This window comes from Pseudomonas sp. NFACC41-3, from assembly GCF_900109505.1.
Taxonomy (GTDB): Bacteria; Pseudomonadota; Gammaproteobacteria; order Pseudomonadales; family Pseudomonadaceae; genus Aquipseudomonas; species Aquipseudomonas chlororaphis.
Genome location: NZ_FOAE01000006.1, coordinates 674561 through 695048, shown reverse-complemented (window position 1 = coordinate 695048; position 20488 = coordinate 674561). Strand labels below are relative to the sequence as shown.

Here is a 20488-nt window from a genome sequence, read left to right as displayed (position 1 = left end):
GGATGCCCTGCAACTTCGTGGAAGACCTGTAATGAACCACAACGACCCTGAAACCCCGATCGATCCCTGCCGTCGCCACTTTCTCGCCGGTGCCGCGGTACTGGGTGCCGGCGCCGCGCTCAGCGGCTGCACGCCCAACAGCGATGCGCCCCAGGCACCGGTCAAGCGCCCCCTGTCCGCTGCCGAGCTGGACAGCGCACTGCGCAACCACGTCAAGACGGTGGTGGTGATCTATGCCGAGAACCGTAGCTTCAACAGCCTGTTCGCCGATTTCCCCGGCCTCGAACAGCCTCTTTCCAGCCTCGAGCCCGCCGCTTACCAGCAGCGCGACCGCGACGGCAGCCTGCTGCGAATCCTGCCCCCGGTCTGGGGCGGCACCCTGCATCTGGGACCGCAGACCGTGGATGGCGTGACCTACCCGGCTGGCGTGCCATTTCAGCAGGACCTGCCGAACGCGCCGTTCGCCCTCAAAGGCCCGAATGCCGAGGACCTGCCGCTGAGCCTGGTGACCCGCGATTTGTCCCACGAGTTCTTCCAGAACCAGATGCAGATCAACGGTGGCATGAATGACCGGTTCGCCGCCTGGTCCGATTCCGGCGGCCTGACCATGGGGCACTACAGGCAAAGCCGCTATACCCTTCGCCTGTGGGATATCGCGCGGCAGTTCGTGCTCTGCGACAACTTCTTCCAGGGCGCCTTTGGCGGTTCATACCTGAACCATCAATACCTGATCTCGGCGGCGGTGCCGCACTATCCGAACGCCCGCAACTCGGTGGCCAAGGCGCAGATCGCCAGCCTGCACAGCGACGACCCCAGCGACCCGCGGCTCAAACCCCTGGCCGACTCGCCCGCCAGCGCCATGGACGGCCCCGCCCAGTTCGGCCCCTGCGCGCTCACCCCGGACGGTTACGCGGTCAACACCTTCGCCCCGCCCTACTGGCCGACCTGGCAACGCGACCCACAACGGCCGGACTATTCCAAACCGGACCTGCCCTTCGTGCTGGTTGCGCAACACCACGAGCACATCGGCGACAAGCTGTCGCAAAGGAACATCGACTGGGCCTGGTACGCCGGTGGCTGGCAGGCCACCCTGGATGAGTTCAGCGGCTCGAGCGCGATCCCGAAAATCCCCAACTTCCAGTACCACCACCAACCCTTCAACTACTTCCGCCAGCAAGGCCCGGAGCATCCCGGCGAACGCGCCAGGCGCCTGCGCGACGGCGGCCTGGGCGACGACCCGTCGACGAACCGGTTCTTCGCCGACGCCCTGGCCGGCAAGCTGCCGAGCGTGAGTTTCTACAAGCCCCAGGGCAACCTCAACATGCATGCCGGGTACGCAGATGTCGCCGCGGGCGACCGCCATCTGGTCCACGCGATCAAGACCCTGCAGGACAGTCCGCAGTGGAACAACATGGTGCTGATTGTCACGGTCGACGAGAACGGCGGCTGGTGGGACCACGTGGCCCCGCCCAAGGGTGATCGCTGGGGCCCGGGCAGCCGCATTCCGGCCCTGGTGGTGTCGCCCTTCGCCCGCAAGGGAACGGTGGATCACACGGTGTATGACACGGCATCGATCCTGCGCCTGGTGACCCGGGTCTTCGACCTGGAAAAGCTCGATGGCCTGAAACTGCGTGACGAGGCCATGGCCGCCCGGGACCAGCCACCCATGGGCGACCTGACCAATGCGCTGCAGTTCGATTAGCCAGCGCCGGAAAGGACTGACTGCGGCAGACGTCCAGTGGATCGGATTCTGGGCGGCCTTGCTCATCCCCTGCATTCGCTGCGACGCCATCGTCGAGCTGCCGGCTCCTGCCCCTGTAGGAGCCAGCCGTGCGACGATGCTTCAGGCCGCGCCAGGAATCGCACGCGGTTCACCACGGACCGGCCACAACTGCGCCACCGCCCAGGCCAGCTCGAATAACAGGATCACGCCGATCAAGGCCGTGCCGCCCTGGGCCAGGGCGTAGATCTGCCAGGTGGCGAACAGCAGCCGGCCGGCGGCGTCGTAGCGTCCGAAGGCCAACTGCGGATCGCGGATGCGCAGCACCGACCACACGCAGACGATCGAGCCCATCAGGTTGACCATCAGCATGTGCATGGGCTCGAACGGCGGCAGTGCGCCGGGCAGGTCGAGGGCCCGGCTCCACTGCTGCATCAGGCCGTGCAGGGCGAGAAAGCTCCAGGGGGTGACAAAGGCGGCGGTGACGATCAGGTCGTACCAACCGCCGGCCCGCACCAATTGACGGTATTGCGCTGTGCTCCACATAAAGGATCGCTCCGGATATTCAAGGAGCACACAAGCTAAAGCCTGGAGTATGCTCCAGGGTCAAGCCCTTCCGAGACGCCAGCATGCGCCTCGGTGAACTTGCCCGGCCTGCGCCGTCAGCCGCGGCGAGATCGGCAACAGCGTTGCCGCGATCTGGCATGCCAGCGATCCGGACAGCGCCGTGACTCAACTGCTGCAAGACAAACTGCTCCTGATCGAGACCCGCATCAGCGAACTGGGCGAGTTGCGCCAGGAGCTGCGACAACGGCTCGGCCAGCGTTGTCCATTAAATCCATGATCTTCACTCATCAAGGAATCCCCGCATGTCTACGCCAAAAACCGCACTGATCATCGGCGCCTCCAGAGGCCTGGGCCTGGGCCTGGTGCAACGTCTGCTGGACGATGGCTGGCAGGTCACCGCCACCGTGCGCAACCCGCAAAAAGCCGAGGCGCTCAAGGCCCTGGGACCGGTCCGTATCGAGCAACTGGACATGGACGACCAGCAGGCGGTGATCGCCCTGAACCAGAAGCTCAAAGGCGAAGTGTTCGACCTGCTGTTCGTCAACGCCGGGGTCAAGGGGCCGGACGACCAGACGCCGGGCAAGGCGACCCTGGCGGAAGTCGGCCAGCTGTTCTTCACCAACACGGTGGCGCCGATCAACCTGGCCCAGCGTTTCGCCCCGCAGATCCGTCCGGACAGCGGCGTGCTGGCGTTCATGAGTTCGGTGCTGGGCAGCGTGACCATGCCCGACGCGCCGGAGCTGGCGCTGTACAAGGCGAGCAAGGCGGCGCTGAACTCCATGACCAACAGTTTCGTCACCCAGCTCGAACAGAAGCTCACCGTGCTGTCGCTGCACCCGGGCTGGGTGAAGACCGACATGGGCGGCGAAGGCGCGGACATCGACGTCGAGACCAGCACCCGCGGCCTGATCGAGCAGATCAATGCCTATACCGGCAAGGGCGGGCACCATTTCGTCAACTACAAGGGCGAAACCATTCCCTGGTAAGCCTGCACCTGTAGCCGCTGCCAACATCGCAGCGCCCACTGCGTGGTCGAACGCAGCCTTCGGCAGCGGCTACAGGACGTCATCGCGGGCTAGCCTTGCGCCTACGGAGGGCGAGCTGGCCGGCGATAGACCGCAACGCGGTCTCGCCGTAAACTGCACCCCGCGTCGATCCTGACGCCCCTGGATCAGCAGACAGGGCAACACTGAGCTGGCTAACCTGAACCCACTTTCAGAGGAGCCGGCCACCATGCCTGCGACCCGTACCTGGTTAAAGAATCCCCTCGCCATTTTCACTGGCAATGCCCTCGACGCCCGTGGCGGCCTGGTGCTGCAAGACGGCCTGATCGTCGAAGTGCTCGGCGCCGGCCAGCCACCCGCCCAGCCCTGCGCACAGGTCTTCGATGCCCGCGAGCATGTGCTGCTGCCGGGGCTGATCAACACCCATCACCACTTCTACCAGACCCTGACCCGCGCCTGGGCGCCGGTGGTCAACCAGCCGCTGTTCCCCTGGCTGAAAACCCTGTACCCGGTCTGGGCCCGGCTGACCCCGGAGCAACTCGCCCTGGCCAGTAAAGTGGCGCTGGCCGAACTGCTGTTGTCCGGCTGCACCACCGCCGCCGACCACCACTACCTGTTCCCCGAAGGCCTGGAAAATGCCATCGACGTGCAGGTGGCCAGCGTGCGCGATCTGGGCATGCGCGCCATGCTCACCCGCGGCTCCATGAGCCTCGGCGAAGCGGATGGCGGCCTGCCGCCGCAACAGACCGTGCAACAGGGCGAGGTGATTCTCGCCGACAGCCAGCGCCTGATCGCCGAGTACCACGAACGCGGCGCCGGCGCGCAGATCCAGATCGCCCTGGCGCCCTGCTCGCCGTTCTCGGTAACCCCAGAGATCATGGCCGCCAGCGCCGAGCTGGCGGCAAAACTCGACGTGCGCCTGCACACCCACCTGGCGGAAACCCTCGACGAGGAAGACTTCTGCCTACAACGTTTCGGCCTGCGCACCGTGGACTACCTGGACAGCGTCGGCTGGCTCGGCCCACGGACCTGGCTGGCCCACGGCATCCATTTCAACCCCGATGAAGTCGCCCGCCTCGGCGCGGCCGGGACCGGTATCTGCCATTGCCCGAGCTCCAACATGCGCCTGGCCTCGGGCATCTGCCCGACCCTGGAACTGACCGACGCCGGCGCACCCGTCGGCCTGGGCGTGGATGGCTCGGCCTCGAACGACGCCTCGAACATGATTCTCGAAACCCGTCAGGCCCTGTACCTGCAGCGCCTGCGCTACGGCGCCGAAAAGATCACCCCGGCGTTGGTGCTGGGCTGGGCGACCCAGGGTTCGGCACGGCTGCTGGGGCGCAGCGATATCGGCGAGCTGGCCGTGGGCAAGCAGGCCGACCTGGCGCTGTTCAAGCTCGATGAGCTGCGCTTCTCCGGCAGCCATGATCCGTTGTCGGCGTTGCTGCTGTGCGGCGCGGACCGGGCGGACCGGGTGATGGTCGGCGGCCAGTGGCGGGTGATCGACGGGCAGGTCGAGGGTTTGGATGTGCGGGGCTTGATTGCCGATCACAGCCAGGCGGCGCGGAAGTTGATCGGCGGCGCCTGATCCGGCGTTATCGCGAGCAAGCTCACTCCTACAGGGAACCGGTTCCGATCATTTCCAGAATGAATCACGCCAGATGTAGGAGCGAGCTTGCTCGCGATGCTCTTCAAAGACCCAACAGCGACAACATGATGAAGGTCGCGAACAGCACGAAGTGAGTCATGCCTTCGATGGCATTGGTCTCACCGTCGTTGAGGTTGATCGCGCTGACAATCAGGGTGATGAAGATCATCACCGTCTGCACCGGGGTCATCGCCATCTGGAACGGCTGGCCGGTGTAGAGCGCCATCGCCTCCATCACCGGCACCGTCAGGATCACCGTCGACAACGACGCGCCCAACGCAATGTTGACCACCGACTGCATGCGATTGGCTAACGCCGCGCGCAGGGCCGTGAGGATTTCCGGCGCCGCGGAAATCGCCGCCACCAGGATCGCCGTGATCACCGGCGGCGCGCCCGTGCCTTCCAGCCCCAGGTCGAGGGTCTTGGACATCACCTCCGCCAAGGCGCCGATCAGCACCACGCCGAACACCAGGGTGGCGATGGAAAACGCCAGGCTGACAGGCGCCGGCTGATCCTCTGTCGGTTCTTTCTTGCGGCGTTTTTCCGGGTAGCTGTAGCTGAAGAAGTAGCTGTGGGCGCCGACCTGCATGCGCAGGAACAGGGTGTACAACAGCACCATGGCGCCAATGGTGAAGGCCGAGTAGAGCTTCCATTTCGACTCGGGAATGAACTCCGGCACCACCATCGACACGCCCATGGCGGTGAGGATCATCACGCTGTAGGAGCGCGCCGAGTCGTCGTTGTAGGCCTGCTCGCCATGCTTGATCCCACCCATCAGCGCGGCCAGGCCGAGGATGCCGTTGATGTCGAGCATCACCGCCGAATAGATGGTGTCGCGCACCAGGGTCGGCGAGGCCTCGTTGCTCATCATGATCGCCAGGATCACCACCTCCACCAGGACCGCGGCCAGGGTCAGGATCATGGTGCCGTAGGGGTCGCCGACCTTCTCCGCCAGCAGTTCGGCGTGATGGGCGACGCGCATCGAGGCCGCGACGATAAAACCGATCAGCACCAACCCGGAGATCAGCGCCACGCCCTGGCCGCTGTTGAGCAGCGCATGCTCCAGCGGATAGGCAACCAGCGCCGCGAGCAGCGCCAGCAACAGAAAACTTTCTTGCTTGAGTGAAGTGAACATTGCAGTCCTTTGACCGGATAAATCGAGCAGAAAGAGATGAGCTAAAGACTGCCTGAAGTCACTAACGTTTCGTTACACCTTAGTGCACCAGTCAATGGCGTTGATGGGCGAGGGTGCACCAGGATGAGCCTTTGGTGATCCGGCGGGCCTCTTCGCGGGCAAGCCTCGCGCCTACAGGATCATGCAGCCTCTGCAGGCGCGAGGCTTGCCCGCGAAGGCTTCACCCTGGTCCCGGAGATTTTGTTGTCCTGTTGGTCAGCTATTTGCATTGAGCCATTCAAGCCTTAGAGCCCAGCCACGCCCCACAACAAAATGGAGTCCGGATTCATGCATAAACGTCCGTTGCAAAAACTGCTGTGCGCCCTCACCGCGGCCATCGGCCTGAGCGTCTCGCTGGGCGCCAGCGCCGCCGATCCGTTGAAGGTCGGCTTCGTCTATATCGGCCCGATCGGCGACCACGGCTGGACCTATCAGCATGAACAGGGGCGCAAGGCGCTGGTGGAGAAGTTCGGTGAGCAGATCAAGACCAACTACGTGGAGAACGTCGCCGAAGGCGCCGACGCCGAGCGGGTGATCCGTAACATGGCCAAGGATAAGTACGACCTGATTTTCACCACCTCCTTCGGCTACATGAACCCGACCCTGAAAGTCGCCAAGCAGTTTCCCAAAACCACCTTCGAACACGCCACCGGCTACAAGCAGGACAAGAACCTCGGCACCTACCTGGCCCGCACCTATGAAGGTCGCTACGTCGGCGGTTTCCTCGCGGCGAAGATGACCAAGAGCAAGAAGGTCGGCTACATCGCCTCCTTCCCGATTCCGGAAGTGATCCGCGACATCAACGCCATCCAGCTGGCCCTGAACAAATACAACCCGGGCACCGAGATCAAGGTGGTGTGGGTCAACTCCTGGTTCGACCCGGGCAAGGAAGCCGACGCCGCCAATGCCCTGATCGACCAGGGCGCCGACGTGATCTTCCAGCACACCGACAGCCCGGCGCCGATCCAGGCCGCCGAGCGCCGTGGCGTGTACGCCGTGGGCTACGCCTCGGACATGGCCCACTTCGGCCCGAAAGCGGTGCTGACCTCCATCGTCAACAACTGGGGCCCGCACTACATCCAGGCCACCCAGGGCGTGCTCGACCACAGCTGGAAATCCCAGGACTACTGGGGCGGCCTGAAGGAAGGCACGGTCGAACTGCCGATCAGCGACCTGGTGCCGGCCAACGTCAAGCGTGAGGCCGAGCAGATCATCGCCGACATCAAGAGCGGCGCCTTCCATCCGTTCACCGGACCGATCAAGGATCAGGCCGGCGTGGAAAAACTCGCCGCCGGGGTCAGCGCCAGCAATGCAGAGCTCGCGTCGATGAACTATTACGTGGAAGGCATGAAGGCCGACATTCCGAAATGACTCATCGAATCCTGTAGCCGCTGCCGCAGGCTGCGCTAAGGTCCGAAGGACCTTTGCTCGATCTCCAGAGCACGCCCCCTTCGTCGGAGTGCCGCCCAGATCGATCGCAGCCTGCGGCAGCGGCTACAGGGCAATGGGTACCTTGAGAGCATTTATATGAACCAGCTGCCAATCATCGACATCAGCCCGCTCTACGGCGGCGACGCCCAAGGCTGGAACAGCGTCGCCCAGCAGATCGACCGTGCCTGCCGCGAGTGGGGGTTCTTCTATATCAAGGGCCACCCGATCACCTCCGGGCGCATCGGCCAGTTGCTCGACGCCGCCCGGCATTTCTTCGCCCTGCCGGCCGCCGAGAAACTCAAGATCGATATCACCCAGACCCGCCACCATCGCGGCTACGGCGCGATCGCCACCGAGCAGCTGGACCCGGGCAAGCCAAGCGACCTCAAGGAAACCTTCGACATGGGCCTGCACCTGCCGGCCGACCATCCCGAGGTGCTCGCGGAAAAACCGTTGCGCGGCAGCAACCGGCACCCGGATATCACCGGCTGGGAACCCCTGATGGAGCAGCACTACCTGGACATGCAGGCCCTGGCCCAGACCCTGCTGCGGGCCATGACCCTGGCCCTGGGCATCGAGCGCGATTTTTTCGACCGCCGCTTCAAGGAGCCGGTCAGCGTCTTGCGCCTGATCCATTACCCGCCGCGGCATACCGCCAGCAGCGACGAACAGCAAGGCGCCGGCGCCCACACCGACTACGGCTGCATCACCCTGCTCTACCAGGACAGCGCCGGCGGCCTGCAGGTGCGCAATGTCCAGGGCCAGTGGATCGACGCCCCGCCCATCGAGGGCACCTTCGTGGTCAACCTCGGCGACATGATGGCGCGCTGGAGCAACGACCGTTACCGGTCGACGCCGCACCGGGTGATCAGCCCGCTGGGGGTGGACCGCTACTCGATGCCGTTCTTCGCCGAACCCCATCCGGATACCTGCATCGAATGCCTGCCAGGCTGCCAGGATGCCGGGCATCCGCCGAAGTACCCGGTCACCACCTGCGCCGAATTCCTCTTGTCGCGGTTTGCCGATACCTATGCCTATCGCCGGGAACCGCAAGCGTCCTGATCGCCCGGCTGGTCAGGTTTTGCCGAATAGTCCGCGTGCGCCTGTAGAATGCCTGCCCTTATGGGCGCGATTGGAACCTGACGCGCCCGCGCAGCCCTGGGGAAACCCGGGGCCGGCGCCTGTCATCGAACCTTGCGGTAGGCTTTTCGCCGCAGGATGATGGAGCGCAATACGTTCACGCAGCGCTCGACTGCACCTGATGAGATCACACCCATGTACGACTGGCTGAACGCCTTGCCCAAGGCCGAACTGCACCTGCACCTCGAAGGATCCCTGGAGCCCGAGCTGCTGTTCGCCCTGGCCGAACGCAACAAGATCGCCCTGCCCTGGAGCGATGTGGAAACCCTGCGCAAGGCTTATGCCTTCAACAACCTGCAAGAGTTCCTCGACCTGTACTACCAGGGCGCGGACGTACTGCGCACCTCCCAGGATTTCTATGACCTGACCTGGGCCTACCTGCTGCGCTGCAAAGAGCAGAACGTCATCCACACCGAACCCTTCTTCGATCCGCAGACCCACACCGATCGCGGCATTCCTTTCGAAGTGGTGCTCAACGGCATCGCCAGTGCGCTCAAGGATGGCGAGCAGCAACTGGGCATCACCAGCGGCCTGATCCTCAGCTTCCTGCGGCACCTGAGCGAAGACGAAGCGCAGAAAACCCTCGACCAGGCGCTGCCGTTCCGCGAAGCCTTTGTCGCGGTCGGCCTGGACAGTTCGGAAATGGGGCACCCGCCGAGCAAGTTCCAGCGGGTGTTCGATCGGGCCCGCAGCGAAGGTTTCCTCACGGTCGCCCACGCCGGTGAAGAAGGCCCGCCCGAGTACATCTGGGAAGCCCTCGACCTGCTGAAGATCCAGCGCATCGACCACGGCGTGCGCGCCTTCGAGGACGAGCGACTGATGCAGCGCATCATCGACGAGCAGATCCCGCTGACCGTCTGCCCGCTGTCGAACACCAAGCTCTGCGTGTTCGATCACATGTCGCAGCACAACATCCTCGAGATGCTCGAGCGTGGGGTGAAGGTCACGGTGAACTCCGATGACCCGGCCTACTTCGGCGGCTACGTCACCGAGAACTTCCACGCCCTGTACACCCACCTGGGCATGACCCAGGACCAGGCCAAACGCCTGGCGCAGAACAGCCTGGATGCGCGGTTGGTCAAGCCGTAACCCCATCGCGGGCAACCTGCCCGCGATCCCCTGTAGCCGCTGCCGCAGGCTGCGATCGACCGCGAAGCGGGCGCCGCTCTTGAGGGCCTCGAAAGGTTCTTCGAACCTTATCGCAGCCTGCGGCAGCGGCTACGAGTCAGGCGCCGGCTTCGCTCAACTCCTCCAGCCTCTTGCCCCGCGTCTCCATCCCGAACCACCCGACCACGCCGCGACCGCACTATGTAGCCGCTGCCGAAGGCTGCGATCGATCTGGGCGGCACTCCGACGAAGCGGGCGCCGCTCTTGAGGGCCTCGGAAGGTTCTTCGAACCTTATCGCAGCCTGCGGCAGCGGCTACAGATCAAACGCCGACTTCGCTCAACTCCTCCAGCGTCTTGCCCCGGGTCTCCATCCCGAACAGCCAGACCACCGCCGCGGCGACCGCGAAACACAGCGCGCCCAGGGCGAACACCCCACCCTGCCCGGTCATCGGGAACACCACGCCGGTCACCAAAGGACCGAGCAGCGACCCGATGCGCCCCACCGCCGAGGCGAACCCGGAGCCAGTAGCCCGCGCCGAGGTGGGATACAACTCAGGCGTATAGGTGTAGAGCACCGCCCACATGCCGAACAGGAAGAACTGCATCAACAGGCCGGAGCTGATCAGCAACGCCACGTTGCCGCCGAACACCGCGCTCTGCCCGTAGAAGAACGCCATGACCCCACCGCCCAGCAAGGTGATCACGCACACCGGCTTGCGCCCCCAGCGCTCCACCAGCCAGGCGGCCATGAGGAAGCCGGGAATCCCGCCGAGGGAAATCAGCACCGTGTAGTACACCGACTGGGTCACGGCGAAACCCGACTGCTGCAGCAGGGCACTGAGCCACGACGTCAGGCCATAAAAACCCAGCAGGGCGAAGAACCACACACTCCAGATCATCATCGTGCGCTGGCGATAGAGCGGCGACCAGATCTCGCGCAAGGCCGAAAAGAAGTGCCCCGGCACGCTCTCCACCCGCGGCAGGCGCACCGGCTCGGGCAGGTCCGCGCGCTGCAACGAGGCGCGGACCTTATCCTCGATCCGCCGCAGCACCTGGTCGGCATCGGCGTGCCGCCCGGCCTGCTCCAGCCAACGCGGCGACTCGGGAATGAAGAAACGGATCGCCAGCACGAACACCGCCGGGATCGCCAGGACCAGGAAGATGTCGCGCCAGCCGATCAGCGGCAGCAGGAAGTACGAAAGCACGCCCGCCGCGACAAAACCCAGCGGCCAGAAGCCGTCCATCAAGGCGATATAGCGCCCGCGCCGCTTGGCCGGGATCATCTCCGAGAGCATCGACTGGGCGATGGGAAACTCCATGCCCATGCCGATCCCCAGCAGCACCCGGAACAGGGTCAGGCTGTCCACCGTCTGCGCCGTGGAGCACAGGTAACTGGCGATGCCCCAGAGCACGATGCTCCACTGGAACACCGGCTTGCGCCCGAAGCGGTCGGCGAGCATGCCCGACAGCGACGCGCCGACCACCATGCCGAAGAAACTCGAACTGGCCAGCAGGCCGGCCTGGGCCGTGCTCAGGCCGAACTCGGCTTTGATCGAGCCGAGCAGGAACGTCATCATCGCCAGGTCCATGGAGTCGAAGAAAAACGCCAGGGCGATGATGATGAAAATGACCCGGTGATAACCGCTGATGGGCAAACGTTCCAGACGCTCTGCCGCACTGTATCCCTGACTTGCCATGCCCCGTCCCCCCGATTGAATGGTCTGCAATCGAGTGTGCAAGATCGACGCCGCCGCTCAGTGCTGGATGCGACCTGCCCGCACCCGGCAACGACGCCGCCGGCCAGGGTCATTGATCGGCGTGGGTTGGCTTGGGGTAATGCGCGGAAACTTCAGCGCAGCGCGCCTGCAACATGTCCCGCAGCAGCTTCACCGGTTTGCTCAGTTGCGCCCGATGGGCGCACAACAGGTTCAGCGGTGCCCATTCGCAGCGCAGCTCCGGCAGCAGCACCTTGAGCCGCCCGGCCAGCACATCGGCCGCCACGTCGAGCCAGGACTTGTAGGCGATACCCCGCCCCGCCACCGCCCACAGGCGCACCACATCGGCGTCGTCGCTGAAACGATCGCCGCTGACCGTCAGGCCGACCTCGCGCTTGCCGTCGTGAAAACTCCAATGGTCATGCACCCGGCTGCCGAGCATGTAGAGCAGGCAATTGTGCTGGGCCAATTGCTCCAGCTGACGCGGCTCGCCGTGGCGGGCCAGGTACTCGGGGGCGGCCACCAGCACCCGGCGGTTCTGCGGCGCGACCGGCAAGGCCACCAGGCTGGAGTCTTCCGGTTCGCCGTAACGCAGGGCGATGTCCACCGGCTGGCGAAACAGGTCGGCGATACGGTCGCCCAGCAGCAGGCGCAGCGTGAGCTTGGGGTGCTCCAGCTGGAACTGGTCGAGCCAGGGCAGCAACAGATTGCGGCCGAAATCCGAGGGCGCGGACAGCTGGAGAACGCCGCTGACCTGATCCTGCCCGCTGGCCAGCAGGCGCCGGCCTTCCTCCAGGTTGCTCAGGGCCGCGCGAGCGTATTCGAGAAACCCTTCGCCCTCGGCGGTCAGGCGCAGGCTGCGGGTCGAACGCGCCAGCAGCCGGGCACCGAGCTGCTGCTCGATACGCTTGAGGGCCGCGCTGGCCACCGCCGCCGACAGGTCCATGACCCGCGCCGCGGCGGACAGGCTGCCGAGGTCGGCGGCGCGCACGAACAATTGCAGGTCATCGAATCGCAGCATCTGGCTCACCGGGCATTATCAAAAAAATATTGAAAGAGACTGCTGTTTTAGCCGGTTTTATCTTCCAGGGAAATGACCAATGATCGGCCTACCGTCATATCAGCTCGTCACACCAGCCTTTGAAGGAACTCCCTATGTCGCAAGCCTTTACCGCCATCGCCACCCTGGTCGCCAAGAGCGGCCAGCAGGCCGTGCTCAAGCGCGAACTCAGCGCCCTGGTGCAACCGAGCCGTGAAGAAGCCGGCTGCCAGTACTACAACCTGCACCAGGACGCCGAGGCCCCAGGCACCTTCTATGTACTGGAACGCTGGGATGACGAGGCGGCCCTGGAGTTTCACAACGCCACACCGCACTTCCAGCATTTTCTCAGCCAGACCCGCGAGGCGATCGAGCACTTCGAGCTCAAGCGCCTGCTGCTCCTCTGACCCAACCTTCATCTTCATCAGGAAAACCCACCATGAAAGCTATCGCCTACTACGCCTCCCTGCCGATCGACGATCCCCTGTCCCTGCAAGACATCGAACTGCCGGAACCGCTCGCCGGCCCCCGCGACCTGCTGGTGGAAGTCAAAGCCATCTCGGTCAACCCGGTGGACACCAAGGTCCGCCAGAACGTCCAGCCTGAAGGTGGCGCCGCCAAGGTGCTGGGCTGGGACGTGGCCGGGGTGGTCAAGGCGGTGGGCAGCGACGTCAGCCTGTTCAAGGCCGGTGACAAGGTGTTCTACGCCGGCTCGATCGCCCGCGCCGGTGGCAACAGCGAGCTGCACGTGGTCGACGAACGCATCGTCGGCCATATGCCCAAGAGCCTGGGCTTCGCCGAAGCCGCCGCCCTGCCGCTGACCGCGATCACCGCCTGGGAACTGCTGTTCGAACGCCTGCAGATCGCCGAAGGCCAGACCGATCGGCAGCAGAGCCTGTTGATCGTCGGCGCGGCCGGCGGCGTCGGTTCGATCCTCACCCAACTGGCCAGCCAGCTCACCGGGCTCAAGGTCATCGGCAGCGCCTCGCGCGCCGAAACCCAGGGCTGGGTACGCGAGCTGGGCGCCGACCTGGTGATCGACCATAGCCAGCCGCTGAGCCAGGAGTTGAAGAAAGCCGGCCAGGCCAGTGTCACCCATGTCGCCAGCCTGACCCAGACCGAGGCGCACCTGGACGAGTTGGTCGAGGCCCTCGCGCCCCAGGGCCGGCTGGCACTGATCGACGATCCGCAAACCCTCGACGTGACCAAGCTCAAGCGCAAGAGCCTGTCGCTGCACTGGGAGTTCATGTACACCCGCTCGCTGTTCGAAACTGCGGACATGCAGGAGCAGCACAAGCTGCTCAATCGCGTCGCCGAGCTGATCGACGCCGGCACCTTGAAGACCACCCTGGGCGAGCACTTCGGCACGATCAACGCGGCCAACCTGCGGCGCGCTCACGCGTTGCTGGAAAGCGGCAAGGCCAAGGGCAAGATCGTGCTCGAAGGCTTCTGAGGCGGGGAGCGGACGGCGTCCTGCCCGCGCTAAAAAGGGGCAGGATGCCGTCAGTCCGACAGTTGATCCTTGTCATACTTGTGACCGTATTCGGGTCTACACTGGGGGCCTTTGCAATGCAGTCTTTTACGCGAGGAGGTCAGCAATGAAGATCCTGATAAAAGAATTGGCAAAATCCAAAGGTACCCAATGGCAGGTTCAACTCGACCAGCATGCGGTGACCTTCCGCAGCGAGGCCGAAGCCCGAGCCTTCGCCAATACGCTGGAAACGCGTCTGCAAGCCCCCCACCGCTTCCCCGAAAGCCAACAACGCGCCGCCGGCTGATTACAGCTGGGTGGCTTGCAGCGCCCTGGCGTTCTGCAATTTGCGGGTGACCATCGCCAGCGTCACCACCAGAATCCCACACAGGCTGATGACCGTTGCCATCGGCACGGCGCTGCCATCGTGCAACACGCCCACCAACGCCGCGGCGCCGGCCGCCACGCTGAACTGCAGGCAGCCGAGCATCGCCGAGGCACTGCCGGCCCGCGCGCCCTGGCCGTTCATGGCGCAGGCCGAGGCATTGGGAAGGATGCAGCCCAGGCTGGCGATACAAATGAACAGCGGTGCCAGCAGCGGCCAGAGTTGTGCCGGGTGCAGCGAACTGACGGCGAGCAAGGCCAGGCCACCCAACAGGTAGATCCACACCGTGCGTGCCAGCAGGAACGCCGGGCCACGCTTGGCCAGCAACCGCGCATTGATCTGCGCCACCAGGATGAAGCCGCCGGCGTTGATCCCGAAGAACCAGCCGAAATGCTCGGCCGGCACACCGTAGAGTTTGATGAAAACGAAAGGCGAACCGGCGATGTAGGCGAACATCCCGGCGATGGCGATGCCCCCGGTCAGGGCATGGCCGAGGAACACCCGGTCAGCCAGCAACCGACCGTATTGGCGCAAGGCCCCGGACAACGGCTGGCGCGGCACATGGGCCGGCAGGCTTTCCGGCAAGCCCAGCGCTACCGCCAGGCCGGCCAGGGCGCTGAACAGGGTCAGCATGATGAAGATCGACTGCCAGCCGTAGAGATTCACCAGCAGACCGCCGAGCATCGGCGCCAGGATCGGCGCCAGGCCCATGACCAGCATCAGTTGGGAAAACACCTTGGCCGAACCCACCGCATCGCACTTGTCGCTGACCACCGCCCGGGAAATCACCATGCCCGCGCAGCCACCGAGCGCCTGGACGAACCGCGCGCCGATCAGCCATTCCAGGTTCGGCGCGTAGGCACAGGCCAGGGACGCCAGGGTGAACAGCCCCACCCCAGCCAGCAACGGGATGCGCCGGCCAAAGCGGTCGGCCACCGGGCCGTAGGCCAGCTGGCCGATGGACAGGCCGAGGAAGTAGGCCGCCAGGGTCAGCTGAACGTGTTTTTCATCGGTGCCAAAGGCCAGCGCCATCGCCGGGAACGCCGGCAGATAGAAGTCGATGGCCAGAGGACCGAAGGCGCTCAGGGCGCCGAGAATCAGGATTGTGCGAAGGTTCATCAGGCATCCAGGTGCGGGTCGGTCGGCAGCCCGACAGTTTATCCGCGCTTGGAGGCCTTGAACATTCCGATAGGTCGCTAACTATTAAAAAGACCGGCTAAATCCGCTCACGCCAGCTTGACCGCATAGCCTTCTTCGCTGATCAGGCTGATCACCTCGTCGGCGGACAAGCGGCTTTCCACACCCACTTCCCGGGCCCCGAGATCGACCTTGACGCTGGCTGCCGGGTCCTTGCTCTGCACCGCCTGGGTGATGGCCCGGACGCAGTGACCGCAGGACATCCCTTCGACATTGAACACTTGCATGACGCTTCTCCTGTAGTGAGGGTTGTCGCCAGTCTCGACCTTGCCATCATGGCAAGGTCAAGTTCCGGATGCATCTGCCGGGCTGGCAATCGGCGACGCGCTCGGCCAAGCTTCACCCCTCAACGACACGACACTAGGAGATTCAGCCATGCGCTGGTCGGTTATCAGCCTGTTCAGCCTCCTCGGCCTGATCGCGGCATCCCCTTCGGTCAACGCCGCCGGTGAGGACTACGGCGTCCTGATCATTTCCCGGGAACGCCTGGAAGTCGCCACCTCCTGCGAGATCGGCCTGTACATCGAGGACCAGTTGGCGGGCCGGCTGTTCCAGGAACAAGCCACGTCCTTCAACCTGCCGCCGGGCAAAGTCTCGCTGCGCCTGAAACTGCTGCCGGGGCAGATGCCGGGCTGCAACCCGGGCATGCTCGCGCCAAGCTCCCAGGACATTAGCCTCAAGGCCGGCGACGTGCTGAAGTTCCGCATCGCCATGAGCCCGTCGGGCCTGCACCTTCAGCGCACCGGCCTGGGATACTGAGGCCCCGGGTCGTCGCCTGCGCCCTGTCCCTCCCCGGCACCGGCGACGATTCGGACGCTGCCCCCGAGACAGATTGAAGCACCCCGCACCATGGCGCTTGACCTTGCCAGCATGGCAAGGTTGATCCTGTAGACCACCGTTTACAGGGAGTGTCAGTGATGTCCGAATCAACCACCTTTGACCTGCCGATTGCCGGCATGACCTGCGCCAGCTGCGCCGGGCGCGTGGAACGCGCCTTGAGCAAGGTCGCGGGCGCCGCGGCCGTCAGCGTCAACCTCGCCACCGAACAGGCCCGTGTCCAGGCGCCCAGCGACAGCCTGCCGGCGCTGATGGCCGCCGTGCAGGATGCCGGCTACAGCGTGCCGGCCCACAGCCTGGAGCTGAACATCGGCGGCATGACCTGCGCCTCCTGCGTCGGCCGTGTGGAACGCGCGCTGAGCAAGGTGGCCGGGGTCACCCGGGTCAGCGTCAACCTGGCCAACGAACGCGCGCATATCGATCTGCTGGGCCAGGTCGATAGCGCCGACTTGATCGCCGCCGTCAGCAAGGCCGGCTACTCCGCCACCCTGTGGCAAGCCGAACACCCCGAGCGCGACGATCAGGAACAACGCCTGCGGCGCGAACGCTGGTCCCTGGTGCTGGCGATCCTGCTGGCCCTGCCGCTGGTACTGCCCATGGTGGTGCAACCCTTTGGCCTGCACTGGATGCTGCCGGCCTGGGCGCAGTTCGTCCTGGCCACGCCGGTGCAATTCATCTTCGGTGCGCGTTTTTATGTCGCCGCCTGGAAAGCCGTGCGCGCCGGCGCCGGCAACATGGACCTGCTGGTGGCCCTGGGCACCAGCGCCGGTTACGGCTTGAGCCTCTACCAATGGGCCATCACCCCCGCCGGCGGCATGCCGCACCTGTACTTCGAGGCCTCGGCCGTGGTCATCGCCCTGGTGCTGCTGGGCAAGTACCTGGAAAGCCGCGCCAAGCGCCAGACCGCCAGCGCCATCCGCGCCCTCGAAGCCTTGCGCCCGGAACGGGCGATCCAGGTCATCGATGGCCGTGAGCAGGAAGTGGCGATCAGCGCCCTGCGCCTGAACGACCTGGTGCTGGTCAAGCCCGGCGAGCGCTTCCCGGTGGACGGTGAAGTGGTCGAAGGCCAGAGCCATGCCGACGAAGCCCTGATCAGCGGTGAAAGCCTGCCGGTGCCGAAACAACCCGGCGACCCGGTCACCGGCGGCGCCATCAACGGCGAAGGCCGACTGCTGGTGCGGACCCTGGCCCTCGGCGCGGAAACCGTGCTGGCGCGCATCATCCGCCTGGTGGAAGACGCCCAGGCCGGCAAGGCACCGATCCAGAAACTGGTGGACCGGGTCAGCCAGGTGTTCGTGCCGGCGGTGCTGGTGCTGGCCCTGGCGACGCTGATCGGCTGGTGGCTGTATGGCGCGCCGCTGGAAACCGCGCTGATCAATGCGGTCGCGGTGCTGGTCATCGCCTGTCCCTGCGCACTGGGGCTGGCCACACCGACCGCGATCATGGCCGGCACCGGCGTCGCCGCCCGCCACGGAATCCTGATCAAGGACGCCGATGCCCTGGAACGCGCCCATGAAGTCAGCACGGTGGTCTTCGACAAGACCGGCACCCTGACCTCCGGCACGCCACGCATCGCCCACCTGGATGCGGTCGACGGCGACGAAGACCGCCTGCTGCAACTGGCCGGCGCCCTGCAACGCGGCAGCGAACACCCGCTGGCCAAGGCGGTTCTCGACCTGTGCGCCGAACGCCAGCTGGCGGTGGCCGACGTCAGCGCCAGCCAGTCCCTGACCGGCCGCGGCATCGCCGGCACCCTGGACGACCGCCAACTGGCCCTGGGTAACCGACGCCTGCTGGAAGAAAGCGGCCTGCAGGCCGGCGACCTGGCGGCCTCGGCCCAGGCCTGGGAAACCGAAGGCCGTACCCTGTCCTGGCTGATCGAACAACAGCCGCAACCCCGTGTACTGGGCCTGTTCGCCTTTGGCGACACCCTCAAGCCCGGCGCCCTGCAAGCGGTGCAGCAACTGAGCGCGCGCCATATCGGCAGCCACCTGCTGACCGGCGACAACCGCGGCAGCGCCAAGGTGGTCGCCGAGGCCCTGGGCATTACCGACGTGCACGCCGAAGTGCTGCCCGCCGACAAGGCCGCCACCGTCGCCGAACTGAAAAAGACCGGCGTGGTGGCGATGGTCGGCGACGGCATCAACGACGCCCCGGCCCTGGCCGCCGCCGATATCGGCATCGCCATGGGCGGGGGGACCGATGTGGCGATGCACGCTGCGGGGATCACCTTGATGCGCGGCGATCCGCGCCTGGTGCCGGCGGCCCTGGAGATCAGCCGCAAGACCTATGCGAAGATCCGCCAGAACCTGTTCTGGGCCTTCGTCTACAACCTGATCGGCATTCCGCTGGCGGCGTTCGGCCTGCTCAACCCGGTGCTGGCCGGGGCGGCCATGGCGCTGTCCAGCGTCAGCGTGGTGAGCAATGCGCTACTGTTGAAAACCTGGAAACCCAAAGACCTGGAGGACGCCCGATGAACATCGGCCAAGCAGCCCGCAAGAGCGGCCTGAGCGCCAAGATGATCCGCTACTACGAGTCCATCGGCCTGCTCCGGCCGGCCCATCGCAGCGACAGCGGCTACCGCCTGTACGGTGACGACGACCTGCACAGCCTGGCCTTTATCAAGCGCTCGCGGGACCTGGGCTTTTCCCTGGAGGAAGTGGGCAAGCTGCTGACCCTGTGGCAGGACCGCCAACGCGCCAGCGCCGATGTCAAAGCCCTGGCCCGCCAGCACATCGACGAGCTCAACCGGAAAATCGCCGAGCTGGCCGGGCTGCGCGACACCCTGCAGGACCTGGTGCAGCACTGCCACGGCGACCATCGCCCGGATTGCCCGATTCTCAAGGACCTGGCCTCCGGCGGATGCTGCACGCCCCCATGACCTGTAGCCGCTGCCGCAGGCTGCGATCGCTCTGGGCGGTACTCCGTGCGAAGAGGACATGTTCTTCGTGATCGCTGGAAGGCTCTTCGAGCCTTATCGCAGCCTATCGGCAGCGGCTACGTGATTCACGGGTACAAAAAATCCGGCTATTGCCGGATTTTTTGTATTCGGGAATCACTGCATCCAGGGCGGAGGCGGTGGTTCCTCGGACTTGGCCGGTGGCGCGTCGTCGGCCATGCGCATGGCCTGGCGCCGCTCCTCGTCCAGGCGCGCCGCCTCGATCTCCCGCAGCACGCCGCCGACATCCGCCAGTTCTTCCGGATCGTCGAACTCGCCGGTCAACACGCTGGCCGGGTGCAGGGTGCCGGCTTCGTACAGGGCCCACATCTCCTTGGCGTAGCGGGTGCGCTTGAGCTCCGGGGCGAAACGCCCGAAGTAGGACGCCATGTTGCCGACATCCCGCTCCAGCATGCTGAAGGCGTGGTTGTTGCCCGCCGCATCCACCGCCTGGGGCAGGTCGATGATCACCGGGCCGTCGGGGGTCAGCAGCACGTTGAACTCGGACAGGTCACCGTGCACCAGGCCGGTACACAGCATCAGCACGATCTGGGAAATCAGGAAGGCATGATATTCGCGGGCCTGATCCGGCTCCAGCACCACGTCGTTCAGGCGTGGCGCGGCATCGCCGTATTCATCCGCCACCAGCTCCATCAGCAGCACGCCTTCGAGGAAGTCGAACGGCTTGGGCACCCGCACGCCGGCGTTGGCCAGGCGGAACAGGGCCGCCACTTCGGCGTTCTGCCAGGCGTCCTCGGTCTCCTTGCGCCCGAACTTGGACCCCTTGGCCATCGCGCGAGCCTGACGGCTGTTGCGCACCTTGCGGCCTTCCTGATACTCGGCCGCCTGACGAAAACTTCGTTTGTTCGCCTCCTTGTAAACCTTGGCGCAACGTAATTCGTTGCCGCAGCGCACCACATAAACAGCTGCTTCTTTACCACTCATGAGTGGGCGCAGCACCTCGTCGACCAGACCGTCCTCGATCAGGGGTTCAATGCGTTTTGGAGTCTTCATCAGCTTTTATCAGGGGTCCTTTATTACCAAACACGCGAATGTCACTCGTTATACGGCAATCCTCGCACCACGGGGAGAGGTTACCGACCTACGACAGTGC

19 protein-coding genes and 1 pseudogene are annotated in these 20488 nt (G+C 65.1%); 13 read left to right on the top strand and 7 right to left on the bottom strand.

Annotated features, from left to right (window positions below):
• Positions 1 to 31 precede the first annotated feature (31 nt).
• On the top strand, positions 32 to 1702 hold the full coding sequence (acpA, locus tag BMY68_RS27665; RefSeq protein ID WP_085533757.1) for an acid phosphatase: 1671 nt from the start codon (positions 32 to 34) through the stop codon (positions 1700 to 1702).
• Between the two features lie 141 nt (positions 1703 to 1843).
• Here the strand turns inward: acpA and BMY68_RS27660 are convergent, their stop codons facing one another.
• On the bottom strand, positions 1844 to 2266 hold the full coding sequence (locus BMY68_RS27660; RefSeq protein ID WP_085533755.1) for a hypothetical protein: 423 nt from the start codon (positions 2264 to 2266) through the stop codon (positions 1844 to 1846).
• 124 nt (positions 2267 to 2390) lie between these two features.
• Between BMY68_RS27660 and BMY68_RS27655 the strand changes: the two are divergent.
• The 3 genes and pseudogenes from BMY68_RS27655 to BMY68_RS27645 all read left to right on the top strand — a co-directional run.
• Positions 2391 to 2564 (top strand): annotated as a pseudogene (locus BMY68_RS27655) (MerR family transcriptional regulator); the annotation flags it as partial.
• A gap of 25 nt (positions 2565 to 2589) precedes the next feature.
• Positions 2590 to 3273 carry an SDR family oxidoreductase gene (locus tag BMY68_RS27650; protein ID WP_085533753.1) on the top strand — a complete coding sequence of 228 codons (684 nt, stop codon included), beginning with the start codon at positions 2590 to 2592 and terminating at the stop codon, positions 3271 to 3273.
• 247 nt (positions 3274 to 3520) lie between these two features.
• Positions 3521 to 4879, top strand: a complete 1359-nt coding sequence (locus BMY68_RS27645) for an 8-oxoguanine deaminase (protein WP_085533751.1) — start codon at positions 3521 to 3523, stop codon at positions 4877 to 4879.
• Between the two features lie 103 nt (positions 4880 to 4982).
• Here BMY68_RS27645 and BMY68_RS27640 read toward each other — a convergent pair whose 3' ends face one another.
• Positions 4983 to 6074, bottom strand: a complete 1092-nt coding sequence (locus BMY68_RS27640) for a calcium:cation antiporter (protein ID WP_007930681.1) — start codon at positions 6072 to 6074, stop codon at positions 4983 to 4985.
• A 327-nt stretch (positions 6075 to 6401) separates the two neighbouring features.
• Here BMY68_RS27640 and BMY68_RS27635 point away from each other — a divergent pair, with 327 nt between their 5' ends.
• The 3 genes from BMY68_RS27635 to BMY68_RS27625 all read left to right on the top strand — a co-directional run bounded on the left by BMY68_RS27635 (position 6402) and on the right by BMY68_RS27625 (position 9773).
• Positions 6402 to 7484: a BMP family ABC transporter substrate-binding protein gene (locus BMY68_RS27635; RefSeq protein WP_085533749.1), complete on the top strand. Its 1083-nt coding sequence runs from the start codon at positions 6402 to 6404 to the stop codon at positions 7482 to 7484.
• Between the two features lie 156 nt (positions 7485 to 7640).
• Complete coding sequence (locus BMY68_RS27630; RefSeq protein WP_085533747.1) at positions 7641 to 8606, top strand: 2-oxoglutarate and iron-dependent oxygenase domain-containing protein; 966 nt, start codon at positions 7641 to 7643, stop codon at positions 8604 to 8606.
• 213 nt (positions 8607 to 8819) lie between these two features.
• Positions 8820 to 9773: an adenosine deaminase gene (locus tag BMY68_RS27625; protein ID WP_007923280.1), complete on the top strand. Its 954-nt coding sequence runs from the start codon at positions 8820 to 8822 to the stop codon at positions 9771 to 9773.
• Positions 9774 to 10112: 339 nt separating this feature from the next.
• On the opposite strand, the gene BMY68_RS27620 is transcribed toward BMY68_RS27625, so the two are convergent.
• Complete coding sequence (locus BMY68_RS27620; protein ID WP_007923281.1) at positions 10113 to 11489, bottom strand: MFS transporter; 1377 nt, start codon at positions 11487 to 11489, stop codon at positions 10113 to 10115.
• A gap of 109 nt (positions 11490 to 11598) precedes the next feature.
• Positions 11599 to 12528 (bottom strand): LysR family transcriptional regulator, encoded by a 930-nt coding sequence (locus tag BMY68_RS27615; RefSeq protein ID WP_085533795.1) that lies wholly within the window; start codon positions 12526 to 12528, stop codon positions 11599 to 11601.
• Positions 12529 to 12662: 134 nt separating this feature from the next.
• Between BMY68_RS27615 and BMY68_RS27610 the strand changes: the two genes are divergently transcribed.
• From BMY68_RS27610 to BMY68_RS27600, 3 genes are all read left to right on the top strand, one after another.
• Complete coding sequence (locus tag BMY68_RS27610; protein WP_009042017.1) at positions 12663 to 12953, top strand: putative quinol monooxygenase; 291 nt, start codon at positions 12663 to 12665, stop codon at positions 12951 to 12953.
• Positions 12954 to 12985: 32 nt separating this feature from the next.
• Entirely contained in the window at positions 12986 to 13999 is a 1014-nt protein-coding gene (locus BMY68_RS27605) for a zinc-binding alcohol dehydrogenase family protein (RefSeq protein WP_085533745.1), read from the top strand.
• Positions 14000 to 14144: 145 nt separating this feature from the next.
• Positions 14145 to 14324, top strand: coding sequence for a hypothetical protein (locus tag BMY68_RS27600; RefSeq protein WP_007923286.1), 180 nt, complete (start codon positions 14145 to 14147; stop codon positions 14322 to 14324).
• Here the strand turns inward: BMY68_RS27600 and BMY68_RS27595 are convergent, their stop codons facing one another.
• Complete coding sequence (locus BMY68_RS27595; RefSeq protein ID WP_085533743.1) at positions 14325 to 15521, bottom strand: multidrug effflux MFS transporter; 1197 nt, start codon at positions 15519 to 15521, stop codon at positions 14325 to 14327.
• Positions 15522 to 15628: 107 nt separating this feature from the next.
• Entirely contained in the window at positions 15629 to 15826 is a 198-nt protein-coding gene (locus BMY68_RS27590; protein ID WP_007923288.1) for a heavy-metal-associated domain-containing protein, read from the bottom strand.
• 148 nt (positions 15827 to 15974) lie between these two features.
• Here BMY68_RS27590 and BMY68_RS27585 point away from each other — a divergent pair, with 148 nt between their 5' ends.
• The 3 genes from BMY68_RS27585 (at position 15975) to cueR (ending at position 19317) form a co-directional block, all read left to right on the top strand.
• Positions 15975 to 16358 carry a hypothetical protein gene (locus BMY68_RS27585; protein ID WP_009042014.1) on the top strand — a complete coding sequence of 128 codons (384 nt, stop codon included), beginning with the start codon at positions 15975 to 15977 and terminating at the stop codon, positions 16356 to 16358.
• Positions 16359 to 16516: 158 nt separating this feature from the next.
• Complete coding sequence (locus tag BMY68_RS27580) at positions 16517 to 18913, top strand: heavy metal translocating P-type ATPase (RefSeq protein ID WP_085533741.1); 2397 nt, start codon at positions 16517 to 16519, stop codon at positions 18911 to 18913.
• Positions 18910 to 19317 (top strand): Cu(I)-responsive transcriptional regulator, encoded by a 408-nt coding sequence (gene cueR, locus BMY68_RS27575; RefSeq protein ID WP_053259511.1) that lies wholly within the window; start codon positions 18910 to 18912, stop codon positions 19315 to 19317. Before BMY68_RS27580 ends, cueR begins: the two co-directional genes overlap by 4 nt.
• A gap of 174 nt (positions 19318 to 19491) precedes the next feature.
• Here cueR and BMY68_RS27570 read toward each other — a convergent pair whose 3' ends face one another.
• Positions 19492 to 20388: a PA4780 family RIO1-like protein kinase gene (locus BMY68_RS27570; RefSeq protein ID WP_007928734.1), complete on the bottom strand. Its 897-nt coding sequence runs from the start codon at positions 20386 to 20388 to the stop codon at positions 19492 to 19494.
• Positions 20389 to 20488 lie beyond the last annotated feature (100 nt).

Excerpts from the sequence above, each read along its gene's own strand:
- acpA (WP_085533757.1), top strand. The coding sequence starts at position 32 with ATGAACCACAACGACCCTGAAACCCCGATCGATCCCTGCCGTCGCCAC.
- BMY68_RS27660 (WP_085533755.1), bottom strand. The coding sequence starts at position 2,266 with ATGTGGAGCACAGCGCAATACCGTCAATTGGTGCGGGCCGGCGGTTGG.
- BMY68_RS27650 (WP_085533753.1), top strand. The coding sequence starts at position 2,590 with ATGTCTACGCCAAAAACCGCACTGATCATCGGCGCCTCCAGAGGCCTG.
- BMY68_RS27645 (WP_085533751.1), top strand. The coding sequence starts at position 3,521 with ATGCCTGCGACCCGTACCTGGTTAAAGAATCCCCTCGCCATTTTCACT.
- BMY68_RS27640 (WP_007930681.1), bottom strand. The coding sequence starts at position 6,074 with ATGTTCACTTCACTCAAGCAAGAAAGTTTTCTGTTGCTGGCGCTGCTC.
- BMY68_RS27635 (WP_085533749.1), top strand. The coding sequence starts at position 6,402 with ATGCATAAACGTCCGTTGCAAAAACTGCTGTGCGCCCTCACCGCGGCC.
- BMY68_RS27630 (WP_085533747.1), top strand. The coding sequence starts at position 7,641 with ATGAACCAGCTGCCAATCATCGACATCAGCCCGCTCTACGGCGGCGAC.
- BMY68_RS27625 (WP_007923280.1), top strand. The coding sequence starts at position 8,820 with ATGTACGACTGGCTGAACGCCTTGCCCAAGGCCGAACTGCACCTGCAC.
- BMY68_RS27620 (WP_007923281.1), bottom strand. The coding sequence starts at position 11,489 with ATGGCAAGTCAGGGATACAGTGCGGCAGAGCGTCTGGAACGTTTGCCC.
- BMY68_RS27615 (WP_085533795.1), bottom strand. The coding sequence starts at position 12,528 with ATGCTGCGATTCGATGACCTGCAATTGTTCGTGCGCGCCGCCGACCTC.
- BMY68_RS27610 (WP_009042017.1), top strand. The coding sequence starts at position 12,663 with ATGTCGCAAGCCTTTACCGCCATCGCCACCCTGGTCGCCAAGAGCGGC.
- BMY68_RS27605 (WP_085533745.1), top strand. The coding sequence starts at position 12,986 with ATGAAAGCTATCGCCTACTACGCCTCCCTGCCGATCGACGATCCCCTG.
- BMY68_RS27600 (WP_007923286.1), top strand. The coding sequence starts at position 14,145 with ATGAAGATCCTGATAAAAGAATTGGCAAAATCCAAAGGTACCCAATGG.
- BMY68_RS27595 (WP_085533743.1), bottom strand. The coding sequence starts at position 15,521 with ATGAACCTTCGCACAATCCTGATTCTCGGCGCCCTGAGCGCCTTCGGT.
- BMY68_RS27590 (WP_007923288.1), bottom strand. The coding sequence starts at position 15,826 with ATGCAAGTGTTCAATGTCGAAGGGATGTCCTGCGGTCACTGCGTCCGG.
- BMY68_RS27585 (WP_009042014.1), top strand. The coding sequence starts at position 15,975 with ATGCGCTGGTCGGTTATCAGCCTGTTCAGCCTCCTCGGCCTGATCGCG.
- BMY68_RS27580 (WP_085533741.1), top strand. The coding sequence starts at position 16,517 with ATGTCCGAATCAACCACCTTTGACCTGCCGATTGCCGGCATGACCTGC.
- cueR (WP_053259511.1), top strand. The coding sequence starts at position 18,910 with ATGAACATCGGCCAAGCAGCCCGCAAGAGCGGCCTGAGCGCCAAGATG.
- BMY68_RS27570 (WP_007928734.1), bottom strand. The coding sequence starts at position 20,388 with ATGAAGACTCCAAAACGCATTGAACCCCTGATCGAGGACGGTCTGGTC.